This is a genomic window from Methylotuvimicrobium sp. KM2 (genome assembly GCF_038051925.1).
GTDB lineage: Bacteria > Pseudomonadota > Gammaproteobacteria > Methylococcales > Methylomonadaceae > Methylotuvimicrobium.
The window spans coordinates 4335091-4360599 of the sequence record NZ_CP150634.1 but is presented as its reverse complement, the minus strand read 5'-3'; the positions used below and the strand labels follow the sequence as shown (position 1 = coordinate 4360599).

The 25509-nt window shown below is 47.0% G+C and carries 19 protein-coding genes; 11 read left to right on the top strand and 8 right to left on the bottom strand.

All coding sequences use genetic code 11. The features are described 5' to 3' along the window. Window positions 1-9 precede the first annotated feature (9 nt). Both WJM45_RS18350 and nagZ read right to left on the bottom strand, forming a co-directional pair. Window positions 10-561, bottom strand: a complete 552-nt coding sequence (locus tag WJM45_RS18350; RefSeq protein ID WP_341328974.1) for a hypoxanthine-guanine phosphoribosyltransferase — start codon at window positions 559-561, stop codon at window positions 10-12. Further along, complete coding sequence (gene nagZ / locus WJM45_RS18345; protein WP_341326477.1) at window positions 554-1573, bottom strand: beta-N-acetylhexosaminidase; 1020 nt, start codon at window positions 1571-1573, stop codon at window positions 554-556. Before nagZ ends, WJM45_RS18350 begins: the two co-directional genes overlap by 8 nt. Window positions 1574-1653: 80 nt before the next feature. On the opposite strand from nagZ, the gene WJM45_RS18340 reads away from it, so the two are divergent. Beyond that, window positions 1654-2046 carry a flagellar basal body-associated FliL family protein gene (locus tag WJM45_RS18340; RefSeq protein WP_341326476.1) on the top strand — a complete coding sequence of 131 codons (393 nt, stop codon included), beginning with the start codon at window positions 1654-1656 and terminating at the stop codon, window positions 2044-2046. Window position 2047: 1 nt separating this feature from the next. Here WJM45_RS18340 and WJM45_RS18335 read toward each other — a convergent pair whose 3' ends face one another. Next, window positions 2048-2473: an HIT domain-containing protein gene (locus WJM45_RS18335; protein WP_341326475.1), complete on the bottom strand. Its 426-nt coding sequence runs from the start codon at window positions 2471-2473 to the stop codon at window positions 2048-2050. An 82-nt stretch (window positions 2474-2555) separates the two neighbouring features. Here WJM45_RS18335 and WJM45_RS18330 point away from each other — a divergent pair, with 82 nt between their 5' ends. Next, window positions 2556-3602 carry a hypothetical protein gene (locus tag WJM45_RS18330; RefSeq protein WP_341326474.1) on the top strand — a complete coding sequence of 349 codons (1047 nt, stop codon included), beginning with the start codon at window positions 2556-2558 and terminating at the stop codon, window positions 3600-3602. Window positions 3603-4084: 482 nt separating this feature from the next. Here the strand turns inward: WJM45_RS18330 and WJM45_RS18325 are convergent, their stop codons facing one another. From WJM45_RS18325 to WJM45_RS18315, 3 genes are read right to left on the bottom strand one after another with little or no spacing between them, the layout of a single operon-like run. Beyond that, on the bottom strand, window positions 4085-4294 hold the full coding sequence (locus tag WJM45_RS18325) for a dodecin (RefSeq protein ID WP_341326473.1): 210 nt from the start codon (window positions 4292-4294) through the stop codon (window positions 4085-4087). Then, window positions 4287-4967 (bottom strand): N-acetylmuramate alpha-1-phosphate uridylyltransferase MurU, encoded by a 681-nt coding sequence (gene murU / locus WJM45_RS18320; RefSeq protein ID WP_341326472.1) that lies wholly within the window; start codon window positions 4965-4967, stop codon window positions 4287-4289. The genes WJM45_RS18325 and murU overlap by 8 nt, the downstream gene beginning before the upstream one ends. Beyond that, window positions 4964-5959, bottom strand: a complete 996-nt coding sequence (locus WJM45_RS18315; protein WP_341326471.1) for a phosphotransferase — start codon at window positions 5957-5959, stop codon at window positions 4964-4966. The genes murU and WJM45_RS18315 overlap by 4 nt, the downstream gene beginning before the upstream one ends. Window positions 5960-6072: 113 nt before the next feature. On the opposite strand from WJM45_RS18315, the gene lptD reads away from it, so the two are divergent. The 3 genes from lptD (at window position 6073) to WJM45_RS18300 (ending at window position 10718) form a co-directional block, all read left to right on the top strand. After that, window positions 6073-8775: an LPS assembly protein LptD gene (gene lptD, locus WJM45_RS18310; protein WP_341326470.1), complete on the top strand. Its 2703-nt coding sequence runs from the start codon at window positions 6073-6075 to the stop codon at window positions 8773-8775. An 18-nt stretch (window positions 8776-8793) separates the two neighbouring features. Next, on the top strand, window positions 8794-10083 hold the full coding sequence (locus WJM45_RS18305; RefSeq protein WP_341326469.1) for a peptidylprolyl isomerase: 1290 nt from the start codon (window positions 8794-8796) through the stop codon (window positions 10081-10083). A 65-nt stretch (window positions 10084-10148) separates the two neighbouring features. Then, entirely contained in the window at window positions 10149-10718 is a 570-nt protein-coding gene (locus WJM45_RS18300) for a DbpA RNA binding domain-containing protein (protein WP_341326468.1), read from the top strand. A 562-nt stretch (window positions 10719-11280) separates the two neighbouring features. On the opposite strand, the gene glgA (WJM45_RS18295) is transcribed toward WJM45_RS18300, so the two are convergent. Further along, the gene (gene glgA / locus WJM45_RS18295; RefSeq protein ID WP_341326467.1) at window positions 11281-12711 is read right to left on the bottom strand and encodes a glycogen synthase GlgA; all 1431 of its coding nucleotides are present in this window, start codon (window positions 12709-12711) and stop codon (window positions 11281-11283) included. 465 nt (window positions 12712-13176) lie between these two features. Further along, complete coding sequence (gene glgB, locus WJM45_RS18290) at window positions 13177-15396, bottom strand: 1,4-alpha-glucan branching protein GlgB (RefSeq protein ID WP_341326466.1); 2220 nt, start codon at window positions 15394-15396, stop codon at window positions 13177-13179. 91 nt (window positions 15397-15487) lie between these two features. Between glgB and glgC the strand changes: the two genes are divergently transcribed. The 6 genes from glgC (at window position 15488) to glgA (WJM45_RS18260) (ending at window position 25502) form a co-directional block, all read left to right on the top strand. Further along, window positions 15488-16762 carry a glucose-1-phosphate adenylyltransferase gene (gene glgC / locus WJM45_RS18285; protein WP_341326465.1) on the top strand — a complete coding sequence of 425 codons (1275 nt, stop codon included), beginning with the start codon at window positions 15488-15490 and terminating at the stop codon, window positions 16760-16762. Then, window positions 16752-18443, top strand: coding sequence for a glycoside hydrolase family 57 protein (locus tag WJM45_RS18280; RefSeq protein WP_341326464.1), 1692 nt, complete (start codon window positions 16752-16754; stop codon window positions 18441-18443). The genes glgC and WJM45_RS18280 overlap by 11 nt, the downstream gene beginning before the upstream one ends. Before the next feature lie 15 nt (window positions 18444-18458). Next, on the top strand, window positions 18459-19934 hold the full coding sequence (malQ, locus tag WJM45_RS18275; protein ID WP_341326463.1) for a 4-alpha-glucanotransferase: 1476 nt from the start codon (window positions 18459-18461) through the stop codon (window positions 19932-19934). A 577-nt stretch (window positions 19935-20511) separates the two neighbouring features. Beyond that, window positions 20512-21096 carry a DUF4912 domain-containing protein gene (locus WJM45_RS18270; RefSeq protein WP_341326462.1) on the top strand — a complete coding sequence of 195 codons (585 nt, stop codon included), beginning with the start codon at window positions 20512-20514 and terminating at the stop codon, window positions 21094-21096. 213 nt (window positions 21097-21309) lie between these two features. Then, entirely contained in the window at window positions 21310-22923 is a 1614-nt protein-coding gene (locus tag WJM45_RS18265; protein ID WP_341326461.1) for a 1,4-alpha-glucan branching protein domain-containing protein, read from the top strand. A gap of 47 nt (window positions 22924-22970) precedes the next feature. Further along, window positions 22971-25502, top strand: coding sequence for a glycogen synthase GlgA (glgA, locus tag WJM45_RS18260; RefSeq protein ID WP_341326460.1), 2532 nt, complete (start codon window positions 22971-22973; stop codon window positions 25500-25502). The last annotated feature ends 7 nt before the right edge of the window (window positions 25503-25509 follow it).

The following is a 25509-nucleotide window of genomic DNA, read 5'->3' as shown; positions in this document are numbered from 1 at the left end:
GTCATTGTCCTAGTCGATTAAGTTGTCCTGACAAGCGTAAATACCCGGCATGTTGCGTAGATAGCCTTTGTAATCCATCCCATAGCCAAACAAGTAGCGATCTTCGACCGAGAGTCCGACAAAATCGGCTTGGACCGGTTTTTCGCGGTCTAAAATCTTATCGACCAATACCGCACTGTAGACAGAAGTCGCGCCTTCCGATAAACAATATCGGTAGATCGCCTCCAACGTGAAGCCTTCGTCTAAAATGTCGTCGACGATTAGAACCGTTCTGCCTTGCAGCGGTGTTCTCGGTTTTAAGACCCATTCAACAGTGCTGCCGGATGTTTGGTTTTGATAGCGGCTGGCATTGATCGCGTCGACGGTCAAGGGAATGGTCAAACGAGTCAGGAGTTCGCCGCCGATGACCAAGCCGCCGTTCATGACGCATAGAAAAATAGGGTTTCTATCCGCCAGAAGCAGGTTGATTTTATGAGCCATGTTGTCGATTGCCGTGTCGACTTCCTGCTTGTTGTGTAGTAGGTCGGCGGTTGATTGGACGTGGTCGATTTCTTCAAGCATATTCATTGGAAAGTTGTGCGATTTGTTGTGATATTAGTTGCCATTGGCTAGATGCTTGGAGAATTGCTCTGGTCATTTTGGGTTTGCCGCGCATCGCATCAAGTCGTTGTGCTCTGAGTGGATCGCTCTTGATCGGTACGCTGTCGAGCACTTGTTCGGCCGCTTTGGGATTGTTGCAAACTAATAGCATGTCGCAACCGGCATGTTGAGCCAATTTCGCGCGTTCGAAAAAATCGCCGCCCATCGCGGCACCTTCCATGTTTAGGTCGTCGCTAAATATGGCGCCGTTGAAATTAAGTTCGTGCCGTAAAATGTTTTGCAGCCATTTTTCGGAGAATCCGGCAGGCATGTTGTCTACGGCAGGGTAGACGACATGCGCGGGCATGACGGCTTCCAAACCTTGTTCGATCAATAATTTGAATGGGACTAAGTCCTTGGCGCGGATTTCGTTTAATTCTCGTTCGTCGATCGGTAATGCCATGTGCGAATCGGCGGCTACCGCGCCGTGTCCAGGGAAATGCTTGCCCGTTGCGGCCATGCCGGCCGATCGCATGCCTTTGCGAAAGCTGGCCGCTAATTGGGCTGTGAGTTGTGGATCGGGCGAGAATGATCGGTCGCCGATGACTTCGCTGATGCCGCAATCGACATCAAGTACGGGAGCGAAGCTAAAATCAATGCCGACGGACAGCATCTCTGACGCCATCAGCCAACCTGCCGCTTCGGCGAGTTCGGGCCGTTCACGATAACAGCCGGCCGGCGGTAAGCGCGTAAAGCCTTGCCTGAATCGTTGCACGCGTCCGCCTTCCTGATCGACGGCGATGAGTATAGGGCCTTTGCGGGCGTTGCGAATGCTGTCGATCAAAGCGATAAGTTGTTCGGGTGATTCGTAATTGCGGGAAAAAAGAATTACCGCGCCGGTGTTGGGGTGACGGATCTTTTCTTGTTCATGAGCAGTTAAAGTCAAGCCTTCAACATCGATCATGATGGGGCCGATTGCGGATTTAGTGGTCATGTTTCCGAGTTAACATTGTTAATTAAATTTAGTAAAACTGGCTTATACTTAAGCGATTATTGATTGATAGGGAGTTAAGCGTGCGTTTTTTGTTACTATTTTTAGGGTTGATTTTTTCCGGTTGGGTTTTGGCCCAGGATGCCGCCGACGATGTACAGCCGGCCATAGAATACTTGGAAATGTCGCCTAAGTTTACCGTGAATTTGGACGTACCTCGAAAATATTTATTGATCAATGTGCAATTGATGGTAGAGGGTAAGGATAATATGGAAAAAATAAAAAAGCATTTACCCGCGCTGAGACACGAATTGATTATGTTATATAGCGGTCGCAATGCCAACGAGCTGGGAACCAAGGAGCAAAGGGAGGCCTTGCGCCTGGAAAGTGTCGAAGCCGTTAGGAATGCGCTCGATAAATATGATAATAGCGACGGTTTTAGAGATGTGTTTTTTTCCGAGTTTTTGGTTAATTAGTTTAGAGCTCCCTTGTTAAAAGGTCGTCAAATGTGGATTTAATCTTTGGAAGCAGCTCTTCCAGTTGGTGTTCCGTGTAAGGAACGGCGTCGAATTTCCCCCAGACCGGGGCCGGCCATGCTTTATCCGAGCGATAGCGAACGATGTGATGGATGTGCAGTTGCGGTACCAGATTACCGATCGCGGCCACATTCATTTTGTCGGCGTTGAATAGCCTAGCTAATCTTTTGGCCAGTTGGCACGACTCCTCTTGTAATAATGAGCGCTTAGTGGGCAACAATTGATAAATTTCACGGATATCGCCAATTTCAGGCACTAAAATGAACCAAGGATATTGACTGTCGTTCATTAGCAGCAGTTGGCATAATTCCAAGCGTCCGAGCAGGATGCAATCTTTTTGTAGTTGTGGATGTAACTGAAAGGCCATAAGTTTAGACTTGAAATAAAAGTATAAAACGATGTATGTTGGCCGCCTATTCTAACTATAACTATAAGAAAAGGATAAGATTATGTCGGCGCAGTTATTTTCAAGCCAAGAACGGGTAAGCGATGATCGGCTTAAGGTTTCTTTTCGGTTTATATTAGGCTTGTATGCAATTATCCCTATTTGTTTATTAGTGGGATGGTTCGATATTCTACTTTGGCAAGGTAGTTTGCGAGAGATGTTGCCGAGCCGTCCGGAGCATTTCCTGTTATTTCAGTTGTTGTTCGGAACGCCGCATATCATTGCCAGCGCGTTGATTTTAACCACTAATCGCGAATACTTCGGGTATTACCGGCACCGAATCATGATGATGACGTTGGTGCTTGCGGTATTTTTCGGTATCGGCGGTCTATTTATTCCTTATCTCGTATTTTATATTTTGGTCGCGGCTTGGACGGTCTACCATGTACTTAAGCAGCAGCACGGTATTGCGCGAGGTGTTTGTAAGCTTCCGGCATGGTCTTATCGTTTGTTATTGGGATTGAGTGTTGCCGCAGGTCTATTGATTTATCTTGGTGTTTTTCTCAAGAATAGCTTAGAACCTGAACAAGTTGATTGGCTTAGGCATATCGCCGGTAGCTTAACTTTAGCTCTCTTATTGGCTACTATTTGGTGTCAGCGCTATGTAACGACAGGGTTCGGCAGGCTGTTTCTTTGGGCGAATACCATGCTTGTAGTGAGCACTTACTATTTGTTTGTTCAGCAATACTATTTTCTGGCGATTTTGGTGCCTCGATTGGTTCATGATGCGACGGCTTATTTTTTTTATGTGACCCACGATTATAATCGTCATGGTCGGCAAGCCCGAAACTTTATCTATCGTTGGGCGCAAGCATGCAATATACCGGTACTTTTGGTCTTACCGTTATTGTCTTTTGGGGCAGCTCTCTTTCTGCATCAATACGGAGACGCCGCTGTTGAGTTTCTGACCGAGTTCTTATTCGGCGTGGAAATTCGTAAAGTTGTCAGTTTAGGTGTGATAGGCTATTTAGCGTTGCTGCATTACTATACCGAGGCGTTTACCTGGAAGAACGACTCGCCTTACCGAAAGTTTATTGCTTTTTCAAAATGATGGACTCGGCTAATTCGATTTGTACCCTTATATGCCAATCGTAGATCAAAATTCGGCACCCGGGTGGCTGTCAAAGGCGCAGCACCTAAATTATCCAAGACAATTAGCCATGACCAATGAGCTATGGAATTTGGTGCTGGTTTTACGGCGGTCCTCGATAGACACGCTCTATAACGATCATGAAGGCCCGGCCTCGCCCCAGTAAATGAAAGTTCTCTGGGTGGGCGGAGGGTGCGGTCACTCGCCCGACAGGACGCCGTGAATACGTCCATGTAGGCTCGACGGCGGCTGTCGGTCGAGCAACCGCACCCTCTCCGGAACCGGCATTTTCTCTGTCGAGCGCCGTATATCGAAAAATTAGATAAAGAGCTAAAATCTACGAACTTTCACAGTACTAAAATGATGTCGCTCGATTTTTCACTACGAAAGGAGTAGGTTCATCTTATGGTTTGTTCCGCCGGTTGACTGATCAAGGTATGGGGCTAATCTTTCAGCGTAAAGCCGACTTTAATCGTGACTTGCCAGTGCGCCACTTTGCCTTGGTCGATATGGCCGCGGGTTTCGACGACTTCCAGCCAGCGCAAATCGTGCAACGTATTAGCCGCTTTTGCGACAGCCTTTTCGATGGCGTCTTGAATGCTGACGGATGATGAGCCGGTCAATTCGATTTTTTTGTAAATATGGTCAGACATGGTGTGTTCCTCGCTGTTGATAAAGGTGGTCTAATTCTTTTAGCCTTCGCGGCGTTCCGATATCCATCCAGAAACCGTTAAATATTTCCCCCGACACCCTGTTTAGACGCATGGCTTTGCGTAAAATCGGCGCAAGTTTGAGTGTGCCTTGTCGGCTCTCGGCAAATAAATCCGGATGATAAAGCCCAATACCGCTGAGCGTATATTTTTCGGCAACACTATCGCTTAATAGATCGCCGTTAAATCCGAAATCGCCTGAGGGGTGATGTTCGGGGTTGTTGACTAAAACCAAATGCGCAAGATCGATTTCGCGTTGTTTGAGTGTTTTAAATGGAAAATTCGTTGCGATATCGCCGTTTACGACTAGAAAGGGTTTGTTATCCAGCAAAGGCAAGGCACGGATAATGCCGCCGGCTGTTTCCAGTGGTGTTTCGCCCTCGTCCGAATAAGCGATGCTCACGCCGAATCGGCGACCATCGCCCAGGTAGTCGATGATTTGGCTTCCCAGATGCGCCACATTGATTACAATATCGCTAAAACCCGCATCACGCAAATTCTCCAACAAATGCACGATAAGCGGTTCACCCCCTACCATCAATAAAGGCTTGGGCTGGCGGTCGGTTAAAGGACGCATTCTTTCGCCGCGGCCCGCGGCCAGAATCATCGTTTTCATGTCTTTCTCCGGAAAGCCGGCAGAATTTGCCGGTTTAGAAAGCCTGCAAATTCGGATAGTTCGGGATAGTGGGTGCTGGTTTCAGTAACATAATTTAGTGTTCGAGGTATATCATTAAGGTAGGCGGACTTTCCGTCTCGTAAGTGTAATCTCGCGAAAATGCCGATAGCTTTTAAGTGACGTTGTAAACCCATCAGGTCGAACCAACGTTTGAATTGCGCTTGACTGCAGTCGATCGATCCATGTTGAAGAAGGCGCTGAAAATAACCGTTTCTCCAATGATCGATTTGCGCTTTCGGCCAGCTAATATAGCAATCTTTCAGCAGCGATACCAAATCGTAGGTGATCGGGCCTATTACCGCATCTTGGAAATCGATTATTCCAGGTTTGTCGTCGCCAAGGTCCATTAGATTGCGTGAATGATAGTCACGATGTACGAAGGTTAAAGGTTGTTCTAAGGCTGTAGTAATCAGAAATTCATTGACTTCGATTCCGAGCGGTTCGGGGGTGGGAATATTCAGAAAATGCGAAGTAAACCATTCCTCGAAAATGCCTAGTTCCCGAATTAGCAGCGATCGATCGTAATGGGGGATTTCGAGGTTGTTGAGCGCAATCAGTGTTTGTTGTTGAAACAAGCTGTCGAGGGCGTATTGATACAGGCGGTCCGCGTTCGATGGTTTAAGACAGTCCAAATAGCTGGTTCTACCGAAGTCTTCGAGTAATAAAAAGCCTTGTGCGAGGTTCGATTGAAAAATTGTCGGCACATGGATGCCTGGAACGGATAAAAGCTTGGCGACCTTGATAAACGCCTCGATATTTTCTTTGTCGGGTGGCGCGTCCATGACAATGTAAGTCGTTCCTTGCGAGTATATTCTGAAATAGCGGCGAAAACTGGCATCACTCGATGCCGGTTCAAAACGGTCAATGGCTAGCGACAGATCGCTCGATAGCCAATCGAGCATTAAAGCGGCTCGAGGGTCTTCGTTGGTCATAGTGGGATGGGATTCTTTAAATTATATTGCTGGAGTAAATTGAGGTAGAATGTCCGTTCGGCATTTTATTCTATTTAAGCCTAATCAAGCCATATTTACTCCCATACTTACCTATGCACTGCCGCATCATTTTATTGTTTTTCTTATTGGTTAGCTCGACTTGTTCTCAGGCGAATGAGCCGGCGTGGGATTGTGAACAAAACGGCAGCGGAGAATGGGTTTGCGGAGCCGATGCGCCGATTGCCAAAAGCCCAAAGCCTATTACGGTTTCGGAGAGCACTGAGGCGGCGGGGAGTTCTGTCGTTACGCAAAAAAACGCTCCTAGTCCCGACAAGGTTGCGAAAAATCCCCAGGGAGCGAATGAGCAAAATCAAGCGCCGCAGGAGATTATTCAGTTAGAGCCGCCGCGCAAAATCGCAAGAGCCGCAGGATGGGATTGCGCTGCCGGAGAAGGAGATGAAACTTGGAATTGTAGTCTGACCGGTACCGATCCGAAAGGCAAGCCTCGTGTGATGCCTGATGAGCGGCGTAGTTTCAGTTTATTGTCGCCTGCTTTCGATCATGAGCAGGAACTGAATTTCGATATTATGCATTCGCAATTGCCTTACGATCCTTGGGAAAACTGCACGACATCATTAGGCGCGCCGCCCGGATTTTTATCGACCAAAGATCTGCGGGACGAGACGCCTATAGATGTTCGGGCCGATTATTCGGAAATTTTCGATAATGAAATTACCGGTTTTTTCGGTAATGTCGATATTGTTCGGGCCGATCAACGTATGGCCGCTGATACCATGCATTACGATACCGTATCGCAAACTCTCGATGCGCAAGGACACGTTTATTACAGTGAAGACGCGCTGTCTTTATACAGCGATACGATGATGTTGAAACTGGCAAGCGATGAGGCCAGGTTGCGTAATACTCTGTTTATTTCGCCGACGACGCCGTTGAGAGGCAGCGCGCGAACCGTCTACCGGGATAGCAAGGTTTTGTCCCGTTACAATGAAGTCGCCTTCACAAGCTGTAAGCCCGGCAATACCGATTGGGTTTTGCATGCATCGGACTTAAAGCTGAACAAGGAAAGCGGCGAAGGTTCGGCTAAACATGCTTGGCTCGAGTTTAAAGGCGTGCCGGTAATCTATACGCCTTATATCAGTTTTCCGCTCGATGATCGTCGCAAATCCGGGTTTTTAGCGCCGAATTTATCCGTTAACGATAGAAATGGCTACGATGTCGCCCTGCCTTATTATTGGAATATCGCACCTAATTACGACTTGACCTTTCGTCCTCGGTATATGACAAATAGAGGAATGCAATGGGGCGGCGACTTTAGACATTTGTCCGAATTAACCAACAGTCGCTTGCAATTTGAAGTGTTGCCGGATGATCAAATACGTAATAAAACGCGATATCTCGCCGGTATTCAAAATACCACGACATTTTTACCGAATTTAATCTCTACGATCGATGCAAGTTATGTCTCCGACGATGATTATTTCGACGATATGGGCAATAGTATTACGATTAACGATACTCGTTTTTTAAGAAGCCATGCCGATATTCGTTACAGCATGCCGGGCGTATCATTCTTTTCGCAGCTTGAAAACTATCAGACGACGGATAGAACCATTCCAAAAGAGTTTCAGCCCTATCGCAGGCTGCCCCAGGCGAGGTTGGATTTAAATCATTCATTCGACTTTATGCCAGTTGATGTATCCATGGGGGCGGAATATGTCTATTTTCAACAAGACCAGCGCGTTAGCGGTCAACGTTTCAACATCGAGCCGGCTGTCGCTGTTCCGCTAGAAGCGGCAGGTGTTTATTTAACGCCAAAATTGTCGCTCAAACACACTCAATATATGTTGGAAAATCAGGAGGTAGGTAGGCCCAGGCCCGATAGCATTACTCGTACTTTGCCGATATTTTCGGCCGATACCGGGTTTACGCTGGAGCGAGAGTTCGGATCAGGCGCATCGTCTTATGTTCACACGATTGAGCCGCGTTTGTTTTATCTCTATATTCCTTATAAAGATCAAAGCGATATTCCGCTGTTCGATACCGGAGAATACGACTATAACTTCTACAGTTTATTCCGGGAAAACCGTTTCAGCGGCTCCGACAGGGTTCAGGATGCCAATCAAGTGACGGCGGCTTTGACCAATCGAATCATCGATCCGCGAACGGGTCGCGAAAACATGAGGCTTAGCATCGGCGAAATTCTTTATTTCCGCGACCGTTTAGTGCAACTTGATGACCCAAGGGGAAGCACCGATATTTTCGGTAATCCGCGTTTAGTCAATCAACAATCTTCGACCAATAGTTTCGCTAATTTAATTGCCGAATTCAGTGCGCAATTGACCGAGCATTTGTCCTTAAGGACAGCCGGGCAGTGGGATCATGCGCGAAACGACCTAACCAGAGGCGAGGTAGCGTTGCGGTATACGAACAAGCCCGAGCAGTTGGTTAATTTAGGATATCGTTTTCGTCAGGACTTAACGGAAGTGGCGGATGTCTCTTTTCGCTGGCCGATCTATGATAATTGGTATGCGGTTGGACGATGGCAGTATTCGATGTTGTTTGATAGAACGGTGGAAAGTTTCGCCGGTTTTGAAAAAGAAAGTTGCTGCTGGCGCTTTAGAATCATTGGGCGGCGTTATATTAATAGCATTAATGTATTTGCCGGGCAAGAGCCAACCGGTGAAACGCAAACCGGCGTATTTGTTCAGTTGGAATTGAAAGGCTTAACGGCATTCGGCGACCGGTTGGATGAATTTTTCGAACGAAATATCTACGGCTATGTCAGACCGCAATAAACTGACTGTTTGTTTACTATGAAAAAGCATTTTATCAGCGGTGTTTTGATCGCATTAATCAGTATTTCCGTACCGGTTTTTTCGCAAACACTGGATCGTATCGTTGCAATTGTCGAAGATGATGTGATTCTCGATGGCGAGTTGCAAGCGGAAGTCGATGTCATTGCGCAACGCATCAAAGCCAGTAACGCGGTAGTGCCGCCGTCGTATATTTTGCGCAAGCAAGTGCTTGAAAAATTGATTATCGAAAAGCTGCAGCGGCAGCTGGCGGAAAGGTCCGGCATCGCCTTGAATGATGAAATGTTGGCTAGTGCCGCGGCAGACATCGCGCGCAGAAATAATATGACGCCGGCAGAATTTCGTGTCGAACTGGAAAAACAGTCGATTTCTTATCGCAGTTTTTTGGAAAACCTGCGTAACGAAGTCATCATCAATCAGTTGCGGGGCAGGGAAATCGGCAGTCGCGTTAATGTTAGCGATCGGGAAGTCGAGCATTTTCTCGAAACCGAAAGTAAACTCGGCGGCGAAGCCACTCAATACCATTTAGGGCATATTCTGGTGGCGATTCCGGAAGGCGCTTCGTCGACAGTGATACAGAAAGCCAAACAAAAAGCCTTGGAAATTATTCAGGATTTACGGGGCGGGCGGGATTTCGTGCAGGTGGCGATGAGTCAATCCGACAGCAGCGAAGCCTTGACCGGCGGCGATTTAGGTTGGCGCTCGATTAATCAAGTGCCGACTTTATTTGTCGATGAGGTCGGCGACCTGAAGCAGGGCGACGTTTCGGACCCGATTCGAAGTCCCAGCGGTTTCCATGTCATAAAAATGCTAGAGCTCAGAGGCGGCGATCAGCAGCATATTGTGACTAAGACGCATGTTCGTCACATATTGATTAAAACCAATGAGCTGATTGACGATGACGAAGCGAAAAAAAGACTGAATAACTTAAAGCGCAGAATTGCCGATGGTGACAGTTTCGATGCGCTGGCCAGAGCGCATTCCGATGATAAAGGGTCCGCACTTAATGGCGGAAGTTTGGATTGGGTGGCCCCCGGTGCGTTGGTTCCCGAGTTCGAAAAGGCGATGAATGCATTGGCGATCGACGAAATTAGTAAACCGGTTCAAACGCAATTCGGTTGGCATCTGATACAGGTGCTCGGCAGAAAGCAGCAAGACGATAGTGAGGACTACAAAAAGGAACAAGTAAGAGAAGCGATTCGTAAACGTAAGATCGAAGAAGAAACCGAATTGTGGCTGCGGCGTTTGCGCGATGAAGCTTATGTCGAGATATTTCATGATAGGCTTTGATTCGATGAGGTTTGCTTTAAATTCACGTTTAGCACGATAATCGCGCGTTTGGCATCGAGACCTCAATGAGACTTAAGGAAGACAGGATAATACAGTGTTTAAGGCGTGTTATCGAAACGCAAGCATTGCACGATGAGCGACAAATGCTTCAGCAAATACTGGATGAATTAAACCTGGGGTTATTGGATTGCGCGGCTGCTTTGTTGCATCTGCAACAGCTTGAAGGCGGCATGCGAATGATGTCGGAAACGAATGTTTTGGATTCGTCTATTTCGGACATAGTTTCCGTTATGCCCAAAATGGTTCGTTATCGATTGTCGGTCGGTCATAAACATGGCGCGTCGAAAGAGCTAATCAAAGATGTGTTGGTCGATGAATCCGGTGTCGAAAGGAAAATGATTCGCCTTGTCGATATGCGTAATGAATTTACTATTGTGGAATTGCCGGAAGGCATGCCGGAGGATATTTTTCACCATTTGAAAACGATTGAGATTCAACGGCAAAAGCTGGATATCAAAAAAATAAACGCTAATTCAAATAAGAAAAGAGCGAATAATGCGCGCCGGCGAAAAAAGCGCATGTCTCGGTTTGATGGCAAGGGCCCGGAAAAGCTTAAATGTAAAGAATTGGCTTAACCCAGCCTTAACATTGCGCGTCAATAGGTTATTGAATAATATGCAATAATTAATTTTATGGCACTACAAAGTTAAATTTGGCATGATTTTTAATTATTATATTTCAATAGCATAGGCGGTAGGTACTACACTTGTTAAAGCTGGGTTAAGGGTTTTGTGAGTTACTCAGCAATTGCCGAGGAGCAAAAAATCTGTCCTGCCGCCGATACCTGTCAATCGGGTTACCGAGCCCTCCATAAAACAGGGAAGTTATACCTTTCGCACTTCAAATTTCGGCATTATCGCAGGAGGCCTTGGGGTGTTCGGTAAAGGCTTTGTCAGCATAGCCTACATGGACGTATTTACCCAGCACCTAAATCCAGCACCTAAATTCCATAGGTCCTTGGCAATGATTCAAAATCATGGCTTATTTAGGTGCTGGATGAATTATCTATGTAATCAATCATGGCTAATAGGCTATGGAATTTAGGTGCTGGGTTTACGGCGTCCTTTGGCGGGCACCCCAAGGCCGAATTTTCATCTGCGATGGGTATATTTACGACCAAACCCTTAATCAATCGAGTTATAAATGATCATAGAGCGATAAATACTGTTTAGCGCTACTATTCCACGAAAAGTCTTTCTTCATGGCATTGGTTTGCAGTTGTGTCCAAATTTCCGGGACCCTATATAAAATCAACGCGCGTTTGATGGCTTCCAGAAGCGAACTGGGGGTCGATTCATTGAAGGTAATTCCGGTTGCCGTTTTGTTGTCAATCGTATGGGGTAGAGCATCGACTACCGTATCTGCAAGGCCGCCGGTTTTCCTTACGATCGGCAAAGTTCCATAGCGTTGACTATACATTTGGTTTAATCCGCAGGGCTCGAAGCGCGATGGCATCAAGAAAATATCGCTTCCCGCTTCTATCCAATGAGCCAATTGTTCATCGTAGCCGATAGTAATAGACATTTTTTCAGGGTAGGCTTCGGCAAAATTATATAAACGTTGTTCGAAGCTTTTGTTGCCGCTGCCAAGTAAGACAAATTGTACTGACATACTTAGTAACTCCGGCAAGCATTCTAATAACAAGTCGATACCTTTTTGTTCAACCAAACGGCTAATTAATCCGAAAATGGGAATGGACGGCTCGAGAGGCAGCGAGAGCCGTTCTTGTAATGCAGCCTTATTGGCTTGTTTGTGATGGAGCGTTTTATGGCTGTAGCGTTGTACGATGTTGCTGTCGAATTCGGGATTCCAGTCATTGTCGGTTCCGTTGAGTATACCGCTTAGAAATTCCTTGCGATGAGTTAACAAGCCTTCTAGCCCGTAACCAAACTCGGATGATTGAATTTCTTTGGCATAGGTAGGACTTACCGTCGTTACTCGATCGGAGCAAGCAATGCCGCCTTTTAAAAACGACATGTTGCCGTAATACTCAAGTGCGTTTGGATTCCAAAGCTGTCTTGGAAGATTAAGCGCATGGTAGGTCGAGTGGGGAAAGATTCCTTGGTAGGCCATGTTATGGATCGTAAAAATGGTTGCCGGGCGGTTATATTCCAGCGTCAACAAGGCGGGAACCAGACCGCTTTGCCAGTCGTTGCAGTGGACGATTTCCGGTTTCCAATCTAAGTAGGCTCTGTTCATCGCGACTTCTACGGTTATGCGGCAGAACAGCGAAAAGCGATCGGCGCTGTTTGCCCAGGCATTACCGTATTCATCGTGATATGGATTGCCCGGGTAGTCAAAAAACTGGGGGCAATCGATCAGCCATACAATCACTTTCGAATCCGGCAAGCGGGTTTCGAGAATATTGACATCGCAATTATTGATTCTCAACGTACACCGATGTTGGACGTTTTCGGTTTTTTTTATAGCTTGATAGTTGGGTATGATGATACGGATATCTTGGCCTAGATCCGCCAAAGCCTTAGGTAAGCTGCTTGAAACATCTGCCAAGCCGCCGGTTTTTATTAAAGGATGTGCTTCACTGGTAACAAAAAGAATTCGTTTCATAATTAAATTTAATGGCAGTCAAAATTCGGTTCTAGGCATTTCAAGGAATTAAGTTTATCGAGGTATATTTCACCAAAATAGTCGATTGAGGGTTTATTGGCTCACTGTCTGCTGTAGTAGAGTCGTCCGGCTTTATTGAAGAATCAGTTTAACCCAGCTTTAACTAAAGGTAGTATCTACGGGCTATATTATTGAATCATAAGGATTAAAAAATGTACCGAAAATGGCTTTGTAATGCCGAAATATTGATTTTATTATAATATTCAACAGCTTATGTTCGGCAGATGTTGAGGTTGGGTTAAGTTCATTTTCGGGGCTGCGGCAGCTCTATTTGGCGGATATTTTGCCCGTAGGTGCGCCTATCACGCATAAATATCGAAGCGAATTTTCTATAAGCTAGGCTGTCGTCAGTTAATTTGCGATGCGCAACGGCTCGCTGGGTTTTTTTCTCAAACAGGACTCAATTTAGGAAGCAGAGTTGTTTATGACTTTCGTTTGCTGCGTCAAGATGATTCCGCCTAGCGGAGGTAAAGTCAAGTATATAGATTGTTGGTGTCCCATCCAAGGCTCCGGTTCCGATAGTATCTCGCGGTTGCCGACGTTGCTGCCTTCATAATAGGCAGAGTCTGAATTAAAAATTTCAAAATAAACCCCTTCGAAAGGCACGCCGATATGATAGTTTTCTCTCACAATCGGTGTGAAATTAAGTATGATGATCAAATCATCGCTGGCGCCTTTGCGGCGGTAGCTGATAACCGATTGTTCGACATCATGGCAATCGATCCAGTCAAAGCCGCTGTGATTGAAGTCGTATTGGTAAAGTGCGGGGTGGTTTTTATACAAATGATTAAGATCTTTGACCAAAGTTTGCAAGCCTTGGTGTCGAGGATATTGCAGCACGTACCAATCCAAGGGTTGGTTGAAATTCCATTCGGTGCCTTGCCCGAACTCACTGCCCATGAACAATAATTTTTTACCCGGGTAGGTAAACATCAAGGTGTAAAGTAGGCGCAAATTCGCAAATTTTCGCCATTCGTCTCCCGGCATTCTGTAGAGTAACGAACCTTTGCCGTGAACGACTTCATCATGAGAGAACGGAAGGACGAAGTTTTCGGTAAAGGCATAAAGTAGGCCGAAGGTCAGTTGATCGTGGTGATAGCGTCGGTGTATCGGGTCGCGGCTTATATAATCGAGAATGTCGTGCATCCAGCCCATGTTCCATTTCATCGAAAAACCGAGGCCTCCTGTCCAGGTCGGGCGGGTTACCTGAGGCCAAGCGGTCGACTCCTCTGCCATCATGACTGTACCGGGGTGTTGTTCATGCGTTACGGTATTGAGTTCTCGCAAAAAAGCGATGGCCTCGAGATTTTCGTTGCCGCCATACATGTTGGGAATCCAGTCGTTTTCATCGCGGGAATAATCCAGATAAAGCATTGATGCGACGGCGTCGACCCTAAGGCCGTCAAGGTGAAATTCTTCAAGCCAAAATATCGCGCTCGCCAGTAAGAAATTTTTAACTTCGTTGCGGCCGAAGTTAAAGATCAGGGTGCCCCAATCTCTATGCTCGCCTTTGCGGGGGTCTTCGTGCTCATAGAGCGCGCTACCGTCAAACCGAGCCAGTGCGAAAAAGTCCTTCGGAAAATGCGCGGGGACCCAGTCTAAAATAATGCCGATATTATTTTGATGGAAGAGGTCGATAAAGTACCTGAAATCGTCGGGCGTCCCATGCCGACTAGTCGGGGCGAAGTAACCCGTTGATTGGTAACCCCAAGACGCATCGAAAGGATGCTCTGTGATAGGCAATAATTCGATATGGGTAAAGCCCATGTCTTTGACGTATTGGATTAACTGTTTCGCGATCTCTCGGTAATTCAAGAAATTGCCGGCATCGTCCCGTTGCCACGAGCCTAAATGCACTTCGTAAATCGACATCGGTTCGTGTAGCCAGTCGCGGGTTTTGCGATAAGTCATCCATTTCGCATCTTGCCATTGATAGGCTTCTTCTTTGACGACGATCGAAGCGGTTTTAGGGCGATGCTCATATTGCTGGGCATAAGGGTCTGTTTTAATTAAAATTTCTTGGTTTTGACGGTTCAGTATTTCGAATTTATATAAGCAGCCCGCGTCGAGACTCGGAATAAAAAGCTCCCAGATCCCGCTGTTGCCTAGCACCCGCATTAAGTGACAGCGACCGTCCCAGCGGTTAAAATCGCCGACCACGCTAACGCGCGCCGCGTTCGGGGCCCAGACGGTAAATAATACGCCACCGATTCCGTCGATATTGTGTCGATGCGCGCCAAGTTTTTGGTAGATATGCCAATGCTTGCCTTCGCCGAACAAATGACGATCGAATTCCGGCAATTGCTCGGGAAAGTCATAAGGGTCGTAATCGGTGTGTTGTTGGCCTTCTTTGTCGATCCAAGAAATTTGATAATGTTCTGGTAATTCGCCGGGCTGAGCGGTATATTCAAAAAAGTCCGTTTCTGCGAGTCGAAGTATTTCAGGGCCTTTCTCTGCAAAACGGACCGAATCGGCGTAAGGCAAATAGAGCCTTATTTTGGTAGGACTTACCTTGTTCAAATTGTTATCGCTGAGTCGACCTAAAACGGAAAAAGGATCGTGATGTTTGGCTTCAATGATTTTGCATAAATCATCACACAGCGGCATATTGGATTGCTTTTTCACTTCGAAACGCCTCAATGTAGTAGAATGATTTTTATCGGAATGTTACCACCTAAGCAACAGATGTAATAGTCAATTCCAGAAGGGGATTAAAATGTCAGAGTCAATCAACCAACCTCAAGACAGGTTCGTCAGTCATCTAACTAGAAATACAATTGCCTTGATTCTTGCGGGCGGCCGCGGCTCACGGTTAAAAAACATGACTGATTGGCGCGCCAAACCGGCGGTTCCTTTTGGCGGAAAATTCAGGATTGTCGACTTTCCGCTATCCAATTGCATTAATTCCGGAATCCGGAAAATCGGCATTTTAACGCAATACAAAGCCGATTCTTTGATTCGACATATTCAACAAGGCTGGGGTTTTTTACGCGGCGAATTCGGTGAATATGTCGATTTGATGCCGGCTCAACAACGCCTCGAAACGTCTTGGTATGAGGGAACCGCCGATGCGGTTTATCAGAATATCGACATTCTAAGAACCCGCCGACCGGAGTATGTTCTGATATTGGCCGGCGATCATATCTATAAAATGGACTACGGCGAAATGCTTGCCGATCATGTGGCCAATAATGCAGACTTGACCATTGGTTGCCTCGAGGTAAGCCTTGAAGAGGCGACCGAGTTCGGGGTCATGGATGTCGATCAAAATCGACGGGTAAAAGCCTTTGTCGAAAAACCCGCCAATCCGCCTTCGATGCCGGGTAAGCCTGACAAAGCCTTGGCTTCGATGGGTATCTATGTCTTCAATGCGGCATTTTTATTCGAGCAGTTGATCAAGGATGCCGACACCAAAGGCTCGAACCGGGATTTCGGCAAGGATATTATTCCTGCGGTTATCGATAAATATAGGGTCAGTGCATACCCCTTTTTGAATTTGCAAGGCGATCAAAGTTACTGGCGCGATGTAGGGACGATAGATGCCTACTGGGCGGCAAATATGGAATTAATCGGCGTCAAGCCCGATTTGAATTTATACGATAAGACTTGGCCTATTTGGACCTATCAGGAACAAACGCCGCCGGCAAAATTTGTCTTCGACGACGACAAAAGAAGAGGGCAGGCGGTCGATTCGATGGTATCCGGCGGTTGCGTTATTTCCGGCGCCAAGGTCAGGCATTCATTGTTATTTTCCAATGTCCGGGTTAATTCTTACACGACGTTACAAGATGCGGTGGTGCTCCCTGAGGTCAATATTGCACGGCATTGCCGAATTACCAAGGCAATCATCGAAAAAGGTTGCGAAGTGCCCCAAGGTACGGTAATCGGAGAGAACCTCGAGGACGATAAAAAAAGATTTCATGTCAGCCCGGGCGGAGTCGTATTGGTGACCCCGGATATGTTAGGACAGAGCAGGCACTATGTCAGATAAAAAACTGAAGCTAGTGATATGTTGGCACATGCATCAGCCTGAGTATCGCGATTTGCAAACCGGCGAATTTCAACTACCTTGGACTTATTTGCATGTCATGAAGGATTATGTCGACATGATCGCTCATCTTGAAGCAGCGCCGGAAGCCAAAGCGGTAGTTAATTTTGCGCCGATTCTTCTAGAGCAGATCGAGGACTATGCCAGGCAAGTGGGTCGCTATCTGCACGATCGCATTTCATTCAAGGATCCTTTGTTGGCGGCACTGGTTGCTCCATCGACTCCCTCGGATCCCGATGCACGGCTCAAACTGGTTAAGGATTGCATGCGCGCTAATCGAGAGCGGCAGATCGGACGATATCCGACGTTCCAGAAACTGGTCAAAATGGCCGAATGGATGGAACAGAATCATGATGCGTTGAGCTATATGAATTCCCAATTCATTAGCGATCTTTTGGCGTGGTATCATCTGGCTTGGATGGGCGAAAGTGTCAAACTGACCGATGTCAGAGTCAAGCGCTTGATTGCCAAAGGCTCAGGCTACACATTACATGAACGGATCGAAATCGTCGAAGTCATCGGTGAACAGCTCTCGACGGCAATATGCCGATACAAGGCGTTGGCAAGAAAAGGACGCATCGAGCTTTCGGTAACGCCTTATGCGCATCCGATTATGCCTTTGTTAATCGATATCAAAAGCACGTTGCAGGCGATGCCGGATGCTCCGCTTCCCGAACTGGATACTTATCCGGGAGGCGAGGAAAGGGTGAAATGGCATCTGAAACACGGTGTCGAAACCTTTAAGCGATTTTTCGGGTTCATCCCGAGAGGCTGTTGGCCATCAGAAGGAGCGGTCAGTACCGAGACATTGAAGATGCTCTCCGAGTTCGGTTTTGATTGGGCTGCAACCGGCGGTAACGTGTTGCATAACAGCTTGCGATTATCTGACATCGATGGCGTGAGTCCGCATCATCCGTTTCGCGCTAGCGGAACCGGTATTCCTTGTTTTTTTAGGGACGATGGTTTATCGGACTTGATCGGATTCGAATATTCCAAGTGGCATGCCGACGATGCGGTTGCCGATTTGGTCAATCATTTGGAACAAATCCATAAGCATGACACTTCTACGGATAAGGTGGTATCGATTATCATGGATGGCGAAAATGCTTGGGAGTATTTTCCGCAAAACGGCTATCATTTTCTCAGCGCGCTCTATAAACGCTTGAGCCATCATCCTGAGATTCAGCTGACAACATTTTCCGAATGCCTCGACCAAGCCATTGAAATACAATCTCTGCCGAAGTTGATGGCCGGCAGCTGGGTATACGGAACTTTTTCTACCTGGATCGGCGATGTCGATAAAAATCGGGGGTGGGATATGTTGGGCGATGCCAAATGGGCGTTTGACAAAGTCGTATCCACCGGGCGCTTGACCGATGAGCAGTTGGCTCTTGCCGAGCATCAGCTTGCTATTTGCGAAGGTTCGGATTGGTTTTGGTGGTTCGGCGATTACAATCCGGGGGAGGCTGTGAGCAGCTTTGAAAAACAGTTTCGTTTAAACTTGAGTAATCTCTATCTGTTGTTAGGAGAAGATCCGCCGGCTTATCTGGCATTATCGTTCACTCAGGGATCCGGAGCTCCCGCCATGGGCGGCACGATGAGGCCGGGTATTGAAAACGTTTAGCCAGGGAAGCCGTTTGTGATTGATATTTTACATAGACGCCGTGCCGGAATTTTATTGCACATTACATCACTCCCAGGCAATAGTGATAATGGTAATTTAGGACCGGAAGCTTATCGGTTCGTCGACTTTCTAAACAGTGTCGGTGTAACGGTTTGGCAAACTTTGCCATTAAACATGCCTCACGATGATGGGTCTCCCTATCAATGCATCTCCGCTCATGCCGGTAATACCGCCTTGATCGATTTGGATAAGTTGGTTGACAAAGGTTGGCTGAGTCGTGGCGAGCGTTGTCAAGAGTGTGGCGGCAGTCCGTCATTTGCAAGGGAGTGCTTACTCAATCACGCATACTATGGCTTTAAGCTGCACGCGACCGAGCACGAAAAAATCGAATTTACCAAATTTTGTATCGACAAAAAGTTTTGGTTGGATGATTACGCCTTATTTATCGCGCTGAGAAAAGAATTCAATAACCTTAGCTGGAATCAATGGCCTGAACGGTACAAATCGCGCAATATTTCGGCGCTCAAAGAAGCCTCTAGGCGCTTAAGCACTGAAATTGAAGCAATTAAATTCGAGCAATTCGTATTCTTTACACAGTGGCAAGAGCTTAAAGATTATGCTGCGCGCCATGGTGTATTGTTGTTTGGCGATATTCCTATTTTCGTTTCTTACGATAGCGCCGATGTTTGGGTTCATCCGGAGGTGTTTAAACTGGATGAGCAGTTCGAAATGTCGGTTGTGGCAGGAGTTCCGCCCGATTATTTTTCGGAAACAGGGCAGCGTTGGGGTAACCCGCATTACAACTGGTCATATCTTAAAAAAAATGGCTTTCATTGGTGGCTTGATCGAATCAAGACACAAGTCGAAATGTTCGATATTATCCGTATCGATCATTTCAGAGGGCTGGAGGCCGCCTGGGAAATTCCAGTATCCGAACCTACGGCAATCAATGGTTGCTGGATCAAGGCCCCGGGGCAAGCCTTGTTAAAAATGATCTTCGATGCGTTTGGGCCTATTGCATTGGTTGCGGAAGATTTAGGCGTAATTACCGATAAAGTCGAAAAGCTCAGGGACGATTTTTCTTTGCCGGGCATGAAAATTCTGCAATTCGCGTTCAGCGGCGGGCCGAGTAATCCTTATTTGCCGGCCAATCTGGATAAAAACAGCGTCGTTTATACCGGCACGCACGATAACGACACTACCTTAGGATGGTACCGTCAGATCAGTGAGCAAGAGCAAGCTTATGTTTATGAATACTTGGGTCAGCCTGCCAGCTCGATGCCCTATACGCTAATACAAACCGCTTTAGCTTCGGTTGCGAATCTCGCTATCATTCCAATGCAGGATATTCTTGAGTTAGATACCGAGCATCGCATGAATATTCCCGGTACGACCGAAGGGAATTGGCTGTGGCGTTTTACATGGGATCAGTTATTACCATTGCACAGTCAACGTTTGGCGCGTGCGATTAAACTTTACGGGCGAGATTAAGCTGGTTGTCGTTTGCCGAAGATTTGCTGAGGTTTACCTTTTCAGCAACATTGGCGGGCAAAAAGAATAATTTAAATTGACACTTTAAGGCTTCAGTCAGGATAATCCGCTAATGAGTCATGTCGATATGACGGTTACTTTTCAGTACTGCGAATGCGGTTACTCCCCTTATACTCAAAAAATGGCTAACTTGATGAAGGTATGAGATGTGGCTAGCGAGGATGTCGGCAGCAGGGCGGATTTTTTTCTCCTGCAGAATCCGCATTCACGCCATCCTTGGCGTTCGAGCTGCCGTCAGAGCCCCCATGGATGGCTTTACCCAGCACCTAAATTATCCCGGATAGTTAATCATAGTCATTGGGCTATGGAATTTAGGTGCTGGGTGAACGGCGGTCCTCGATAGACACTCCCATACCTTTTATTCTTAGACTGTTTTTCGATCAAAAGGGAGTAAAAGTTTTATAAAATCAGGAAATAATGAATGAGATATTGGCATTCCAGGCATAACCCTAAGCTCGCTCTATCGTCTCAAGAAATTCAACACATCAGTCAAACCATTAGTCATACCTATCATCCTTTGCAATTCAGTCAGGCTGAACCGCTTAATTTTCCAGCGCTCATTATTTTACCGATAGATCCCTATCATCTTCATGCCTATTGGCGTATTGCTGGCGTAACTCCTTTGCTGCAGGCGAAGAATAATCCGTTAATATTACGCTTGTTCTGGCAACTTGATTGGGCGGATACACAAGAGCATCAGCGTCCATGGTTTGATGCCGGCGAAGTATCCTCGTACGCCAATGCTAAAATTCAATTGCCGGTCGCCGGCGCAATTTATACGGCGGCGATCGGTCAATGCGACAGTAATGGAGATTTTATTGTATATGTTCGCTCGCTGCCTGTTAGTATGCCTTCTTCTGCGATGACGCCGGTGACCGAACTAACAGGGCCTTTAGTCTTTGATGAAGCCGATATTGACGCTAAAATTCGGCAAACATTAAGCGAGCCGGATGTCGAAAAAATCCCTTTTTCTCCGGCGTCTCCGATTCACTTGAGCCCAGCGGAACGATTTGAGCTTCATGATATGGATAGTTATTCGAGCGCAGGTATATCCTGTCTGCAGAATAGAAATAAAACTCACTTAGGAATATGCACAAAATAACTCTTACAAGTAATAGGCTTTGCGGCGGTTCGATGGATCGCTTGACAGAATGTCGTAAGCCCATTCGTGGGTGCATGTGGGTAACTCCCCGCTGCCGAAACCCTCGCAAAGCATCTCCGATACCCTTTTTGATGCCCAAATTGGGAATTGCCGAGCAAACTGCCTTACAACAGTTGTCGAAGTTATTTCATGCTCGTTCCTTAGGTACTTAAGATGGATAGGGGCGGTTTATGCATTGTATTACATGCCCATTTGCCTTATGTACATCATCCCGAGTATGAGCAATTTTTTGAAGAGCGCTGGTTATTTGAAGCGATAACCGAGTGTTATTTGCCGTTGCTTAACATGTGCGAGCGCTTGAATCGGGATCGTGTGCGATATCGACTGACACTGTCGTTATCGCCGACCTTGTTGACGATGTTGAATAATGAATTATTGCAACAGCGCTATGTTCGCCATTTGCAAGGTTTAATCAGGTTAGCTGAGCAGGAAATTATCAGAACTCGCAAGCAAGCCGAATATCAGTATTTGGCTCGTTTATATCGACGTAATTTCAAGGCGGCATTGCAATGTTATCGGCAGTATTATGATTGCGATTTAGTTGCGGCTTTCAAAAAACAGGCTGAATTAGGCGGCCTGGAATTGATTACCTGCGCGGCTACCCACGGTTTTTTGCCGTTACTGAACGTTTCCGAAAGCGCGGTGCGCAATCAGATCAACATGGGCGTTGAAACCTTCAAGCAGTGTTTCGGTTTTATGCCTAAAGGATTTTGGTTGCCCGAATGCGGTTATTACCCTGGCTTGGAAATACAGCTTGACGAAGCCGGTCTAGGTTATTTTTTTGTGGATAGTCATGCTTTAACTCAAGCAAGACCCCAAGCTGAATGTGGCGTTTATGCGCCGATAGCCTGCGCCAACGGAGTCGCGGCTTTTGCCCGTGATCCCGAATCGTCGCGTCAAGTCTGGAGCGCGCAGGAAGGGTATCCGGGAGACAGCGACTATCGTGAATATCATTGCGATATCGGTTATGATTCCACTATTCCGGACAGTTATCTCGCACCGTATTTATTGGAAGAAACGATTCGCGTACCCGTCGGCATCAAATATCGGCGAGTGACGGGAGGCGGAGGCCCGAAAGCGGCTTATCGACCGCGTCAAGCATTGATTAAGGCTAGGCAGCATGCTCAAGACTTTTATTTGAAGCGGCAACGACAGCTTGACGATCTGAGTTATCGTATGGGAAAAGCGCCGATTATTGTGGCCCCCTACGACGCAGAGCTGTTCGGTCATTGGTGGTTTGAGGGGCCGCAATGGCTGGAGTTTTTATTACGCCTAGTTGGCGGCAATAAGTCGGGAATGCAGTTGGTCAGTGGCAGCGATTATTTGTCGCGTTTTCAACACTTGCAAACCGCAACGCCTTCGGCATCGAGTTGGGGCGAACAGGGCTATTCCGGATACTGGCTCAATGAAACCAATGCTTGGATTTATCCCGTTTTACACAAATCGGCGATGTTGATGGAGGAGTTAGCCGAAGAGTTTCAACAAGTTCCCCGTTTTTCCTTGGAGGAGCGGGCTTTGAATCAGGCGGCACGGTCGTTATTATTGGCGCAGGCCTCGGACTGGCCGTTCATTATGAAGGCAGGGACGACCGTCGAGTACGCTAAAAAGCGTATTCTCGATCATTTGGCTCGCTTTAATTATCTGCAAGAAAACATTCGTATGGATACAATAAACGAACACTATTTGACGGCGTTAGAAGTGATGGATGATATTTTTCCGATGCTTGATTTTCGGACTTATAAAACACAACCGCGGACAACATACTAAGGCCAGAGGGATGGTATATCTTTTAATCGGCATGATAGGTCTGATTTATGGCAAAGCAAACTACAACTAAAACCAGAAGCTCAACAAAAACAGCAACAACGAATAAGGCGCCCGAAAAGCCGAAGATAGAGAATCAATCGAAGTTAACACTTGAGGCGGAGAGGGAAGCTGGGTCGACCGTAAAAGACGACCCTAAAGCCGAGTCTTCGGCAATGGAGAAGCCGACTCAGGCAGATGAAGCGCCGAAGCCTAGTCTGTCTTCGGAATCCGAAACGGCAGCAAAATCTAAAGCGGATCCGAAAGCTAAAACGGCGCCGGAAGTTAAGTCTTCACCTAAAGCGCAGACTACAAAACCGTCCCAAGCAGAGCCTGTGAAAAAGGCTTCGTCAAAAACTGCAAATGCGGCAAAATCTCCTGTTAAGCCTAAAGCGAAAGCAGCTCCTAAAAACAAGCCTTCTGAAAAAACCAAGACCGTCTCTAGCGTCAAGACGCCGACTCAAGCTAAGAAGGATGAAGAGAAGGGTCAAGCCGAAATAAAAGCTAAGGATTCTCCGAACACTAAGTCTGCAGAGCAACTTAAGTCGGCGCCAGTGCGTAAGTCAGCGAACACAATATCAGATAAGCCGACTGAATCTGATCGGCAAAATAAAGCACCAGAAACAACAGAGCAGGAAAAGCCGAAAACGGAGTCGTTGTCGCCTGCGCCGGTTTTGCCTGTTGTTCCGCAAAACGAGACTGCGGTGGCAGAGAATGTTCCTTCGAAGGGTGCTGTGGCTCCTAGTCAAGTTCCCGAAAAAGCCGTTCCAAAACCGTCCGCTACCACCGTAGAAACCCAAGCCACGACATCTTCCAAGGGCGCCGAATCCGTATACCGGGAGCCCAATACGGCATTTATCACGCCTTTACCCGAGGTTGCTCAGGCGGCATCCATCAGTCCCGATTTGCCGTCGGAAAAGCTTTATCGGCAGCCCGATTATAGAAAGGCAGAGCCAATATCGCCGACACCCGAATCTTCGGCGCCGGAGCCCGAGCCCGTTGCCGACATGATGTCGCACCTCGAGCATGCTCCCTACCACGACCAACCCGGTCCCGACTATCCGCATATGTTTGTCGTGCAGATTACTCCGGAATTGGCGCCCCTCGCGAAAGTTGGCGGTTTGGCGGATGTTGTGACCGGTTTGAGCCGGGAGCTGGAATTGCGCGGACACAGTGTCGAGATTATTTTGCCTAAATACGATTGTATGCATTACGATCATATTTGGGGCTTATGTCAAACCTATGACGACCTTTGGGTGCCTTGGTATAACGGCCATATTCATTGCACGGTCTGGTTCGGTTTCGTTCATGGCCGTAAATGCTTTTTCATCGAGCCCCATTCCCCGGATAATTTCTTCAATCGCGGCACGATTTACGGCTTTAATGATGACGTGCTGCGTTATGCGTTCTTTTGCCGCGCCGCATTGGAATTTCTTTGGAAATCCGGCAAGCATCCCGATGTGATTCATTGCCATGATTGGCAAACGGCATTGGTGCCGGTGTTTTTATATGAAATCTATCAGAATTTAGGCTTCTGGCATCCGAGAGTATGTTTTACGATTCATAACTTCAAACATCAAGGGTTGACGGGCGACTTCTTATTGAATGCGACGGGCCTGCATCGACCGGAGTATTATTTTCATCATGATCGCTTGTTGGATAATCGGATTCCGCATGCGTTGAATCTAATGAAAGGCGGTATAGTCTATTCCAACTTCGTTACGACGGTATCGCCTCGCTATGCCGGAGAAACCAAAGACGGCGGTCAAGGATTCGGTTTGGAACCGACCCTTCATACGCATCATTATAAGTTCGGCGGTGTGGTCAACGGGATCGATTATGATGTCTGGAATCCCGAAATCGACCCGCATATCGCCGCTCCCTTTACCGTGGAAAAAGTAGACAATAAATATGTCAATAAACGAGCTTTACGCGGTCGCTTGTTGCTAGCGGATAATGAAAAACCGATTGTTGCCTTCGTCGGTCGGCTCGATCCTCAGAAAGGGCTGGACTTGGTTCGTCATGCATTGTTTTATTCATTGAATCATCGGGCGCAGTTCGTGTTGCTAGGCTCAAGTCCCGAGCGGGATATCAATAGCTATTTCTGGGAGTTGAAGCGGCATTTGAACGACAGCCCCGATTGCCATATCGAAGTCGGCTTCGACGAAGGCTTGGCTCATTTGATTTATGCCGGTGCGGATATGATCGTCGTGCCTAGCCTATTTGAACCTTGCGGGTTAACGCAGTTGATATCGATGAAATACGGCACGGTTCCAATCGTTCGCGAGGTCGGCGGTTTGGCCGATACGGTATTCGATAAGGACCATGCTCATCATAAAGCTTTACACGAGCGCAACGGTTATGTTTTTAGGGATTACAACAATGAAGGACTGGAGTCGGCATTGTCGCGAGCGATCGATTGTTATTATCAATTTCCGGATCATTTTCGGGAATTGATAAAAAATGCAATGCGTTACGATTACTCCTGGAAATATCCGGGCCAACATTACCTGAATATCTATGATTATATTCGTAACAAATAAAGAGGCC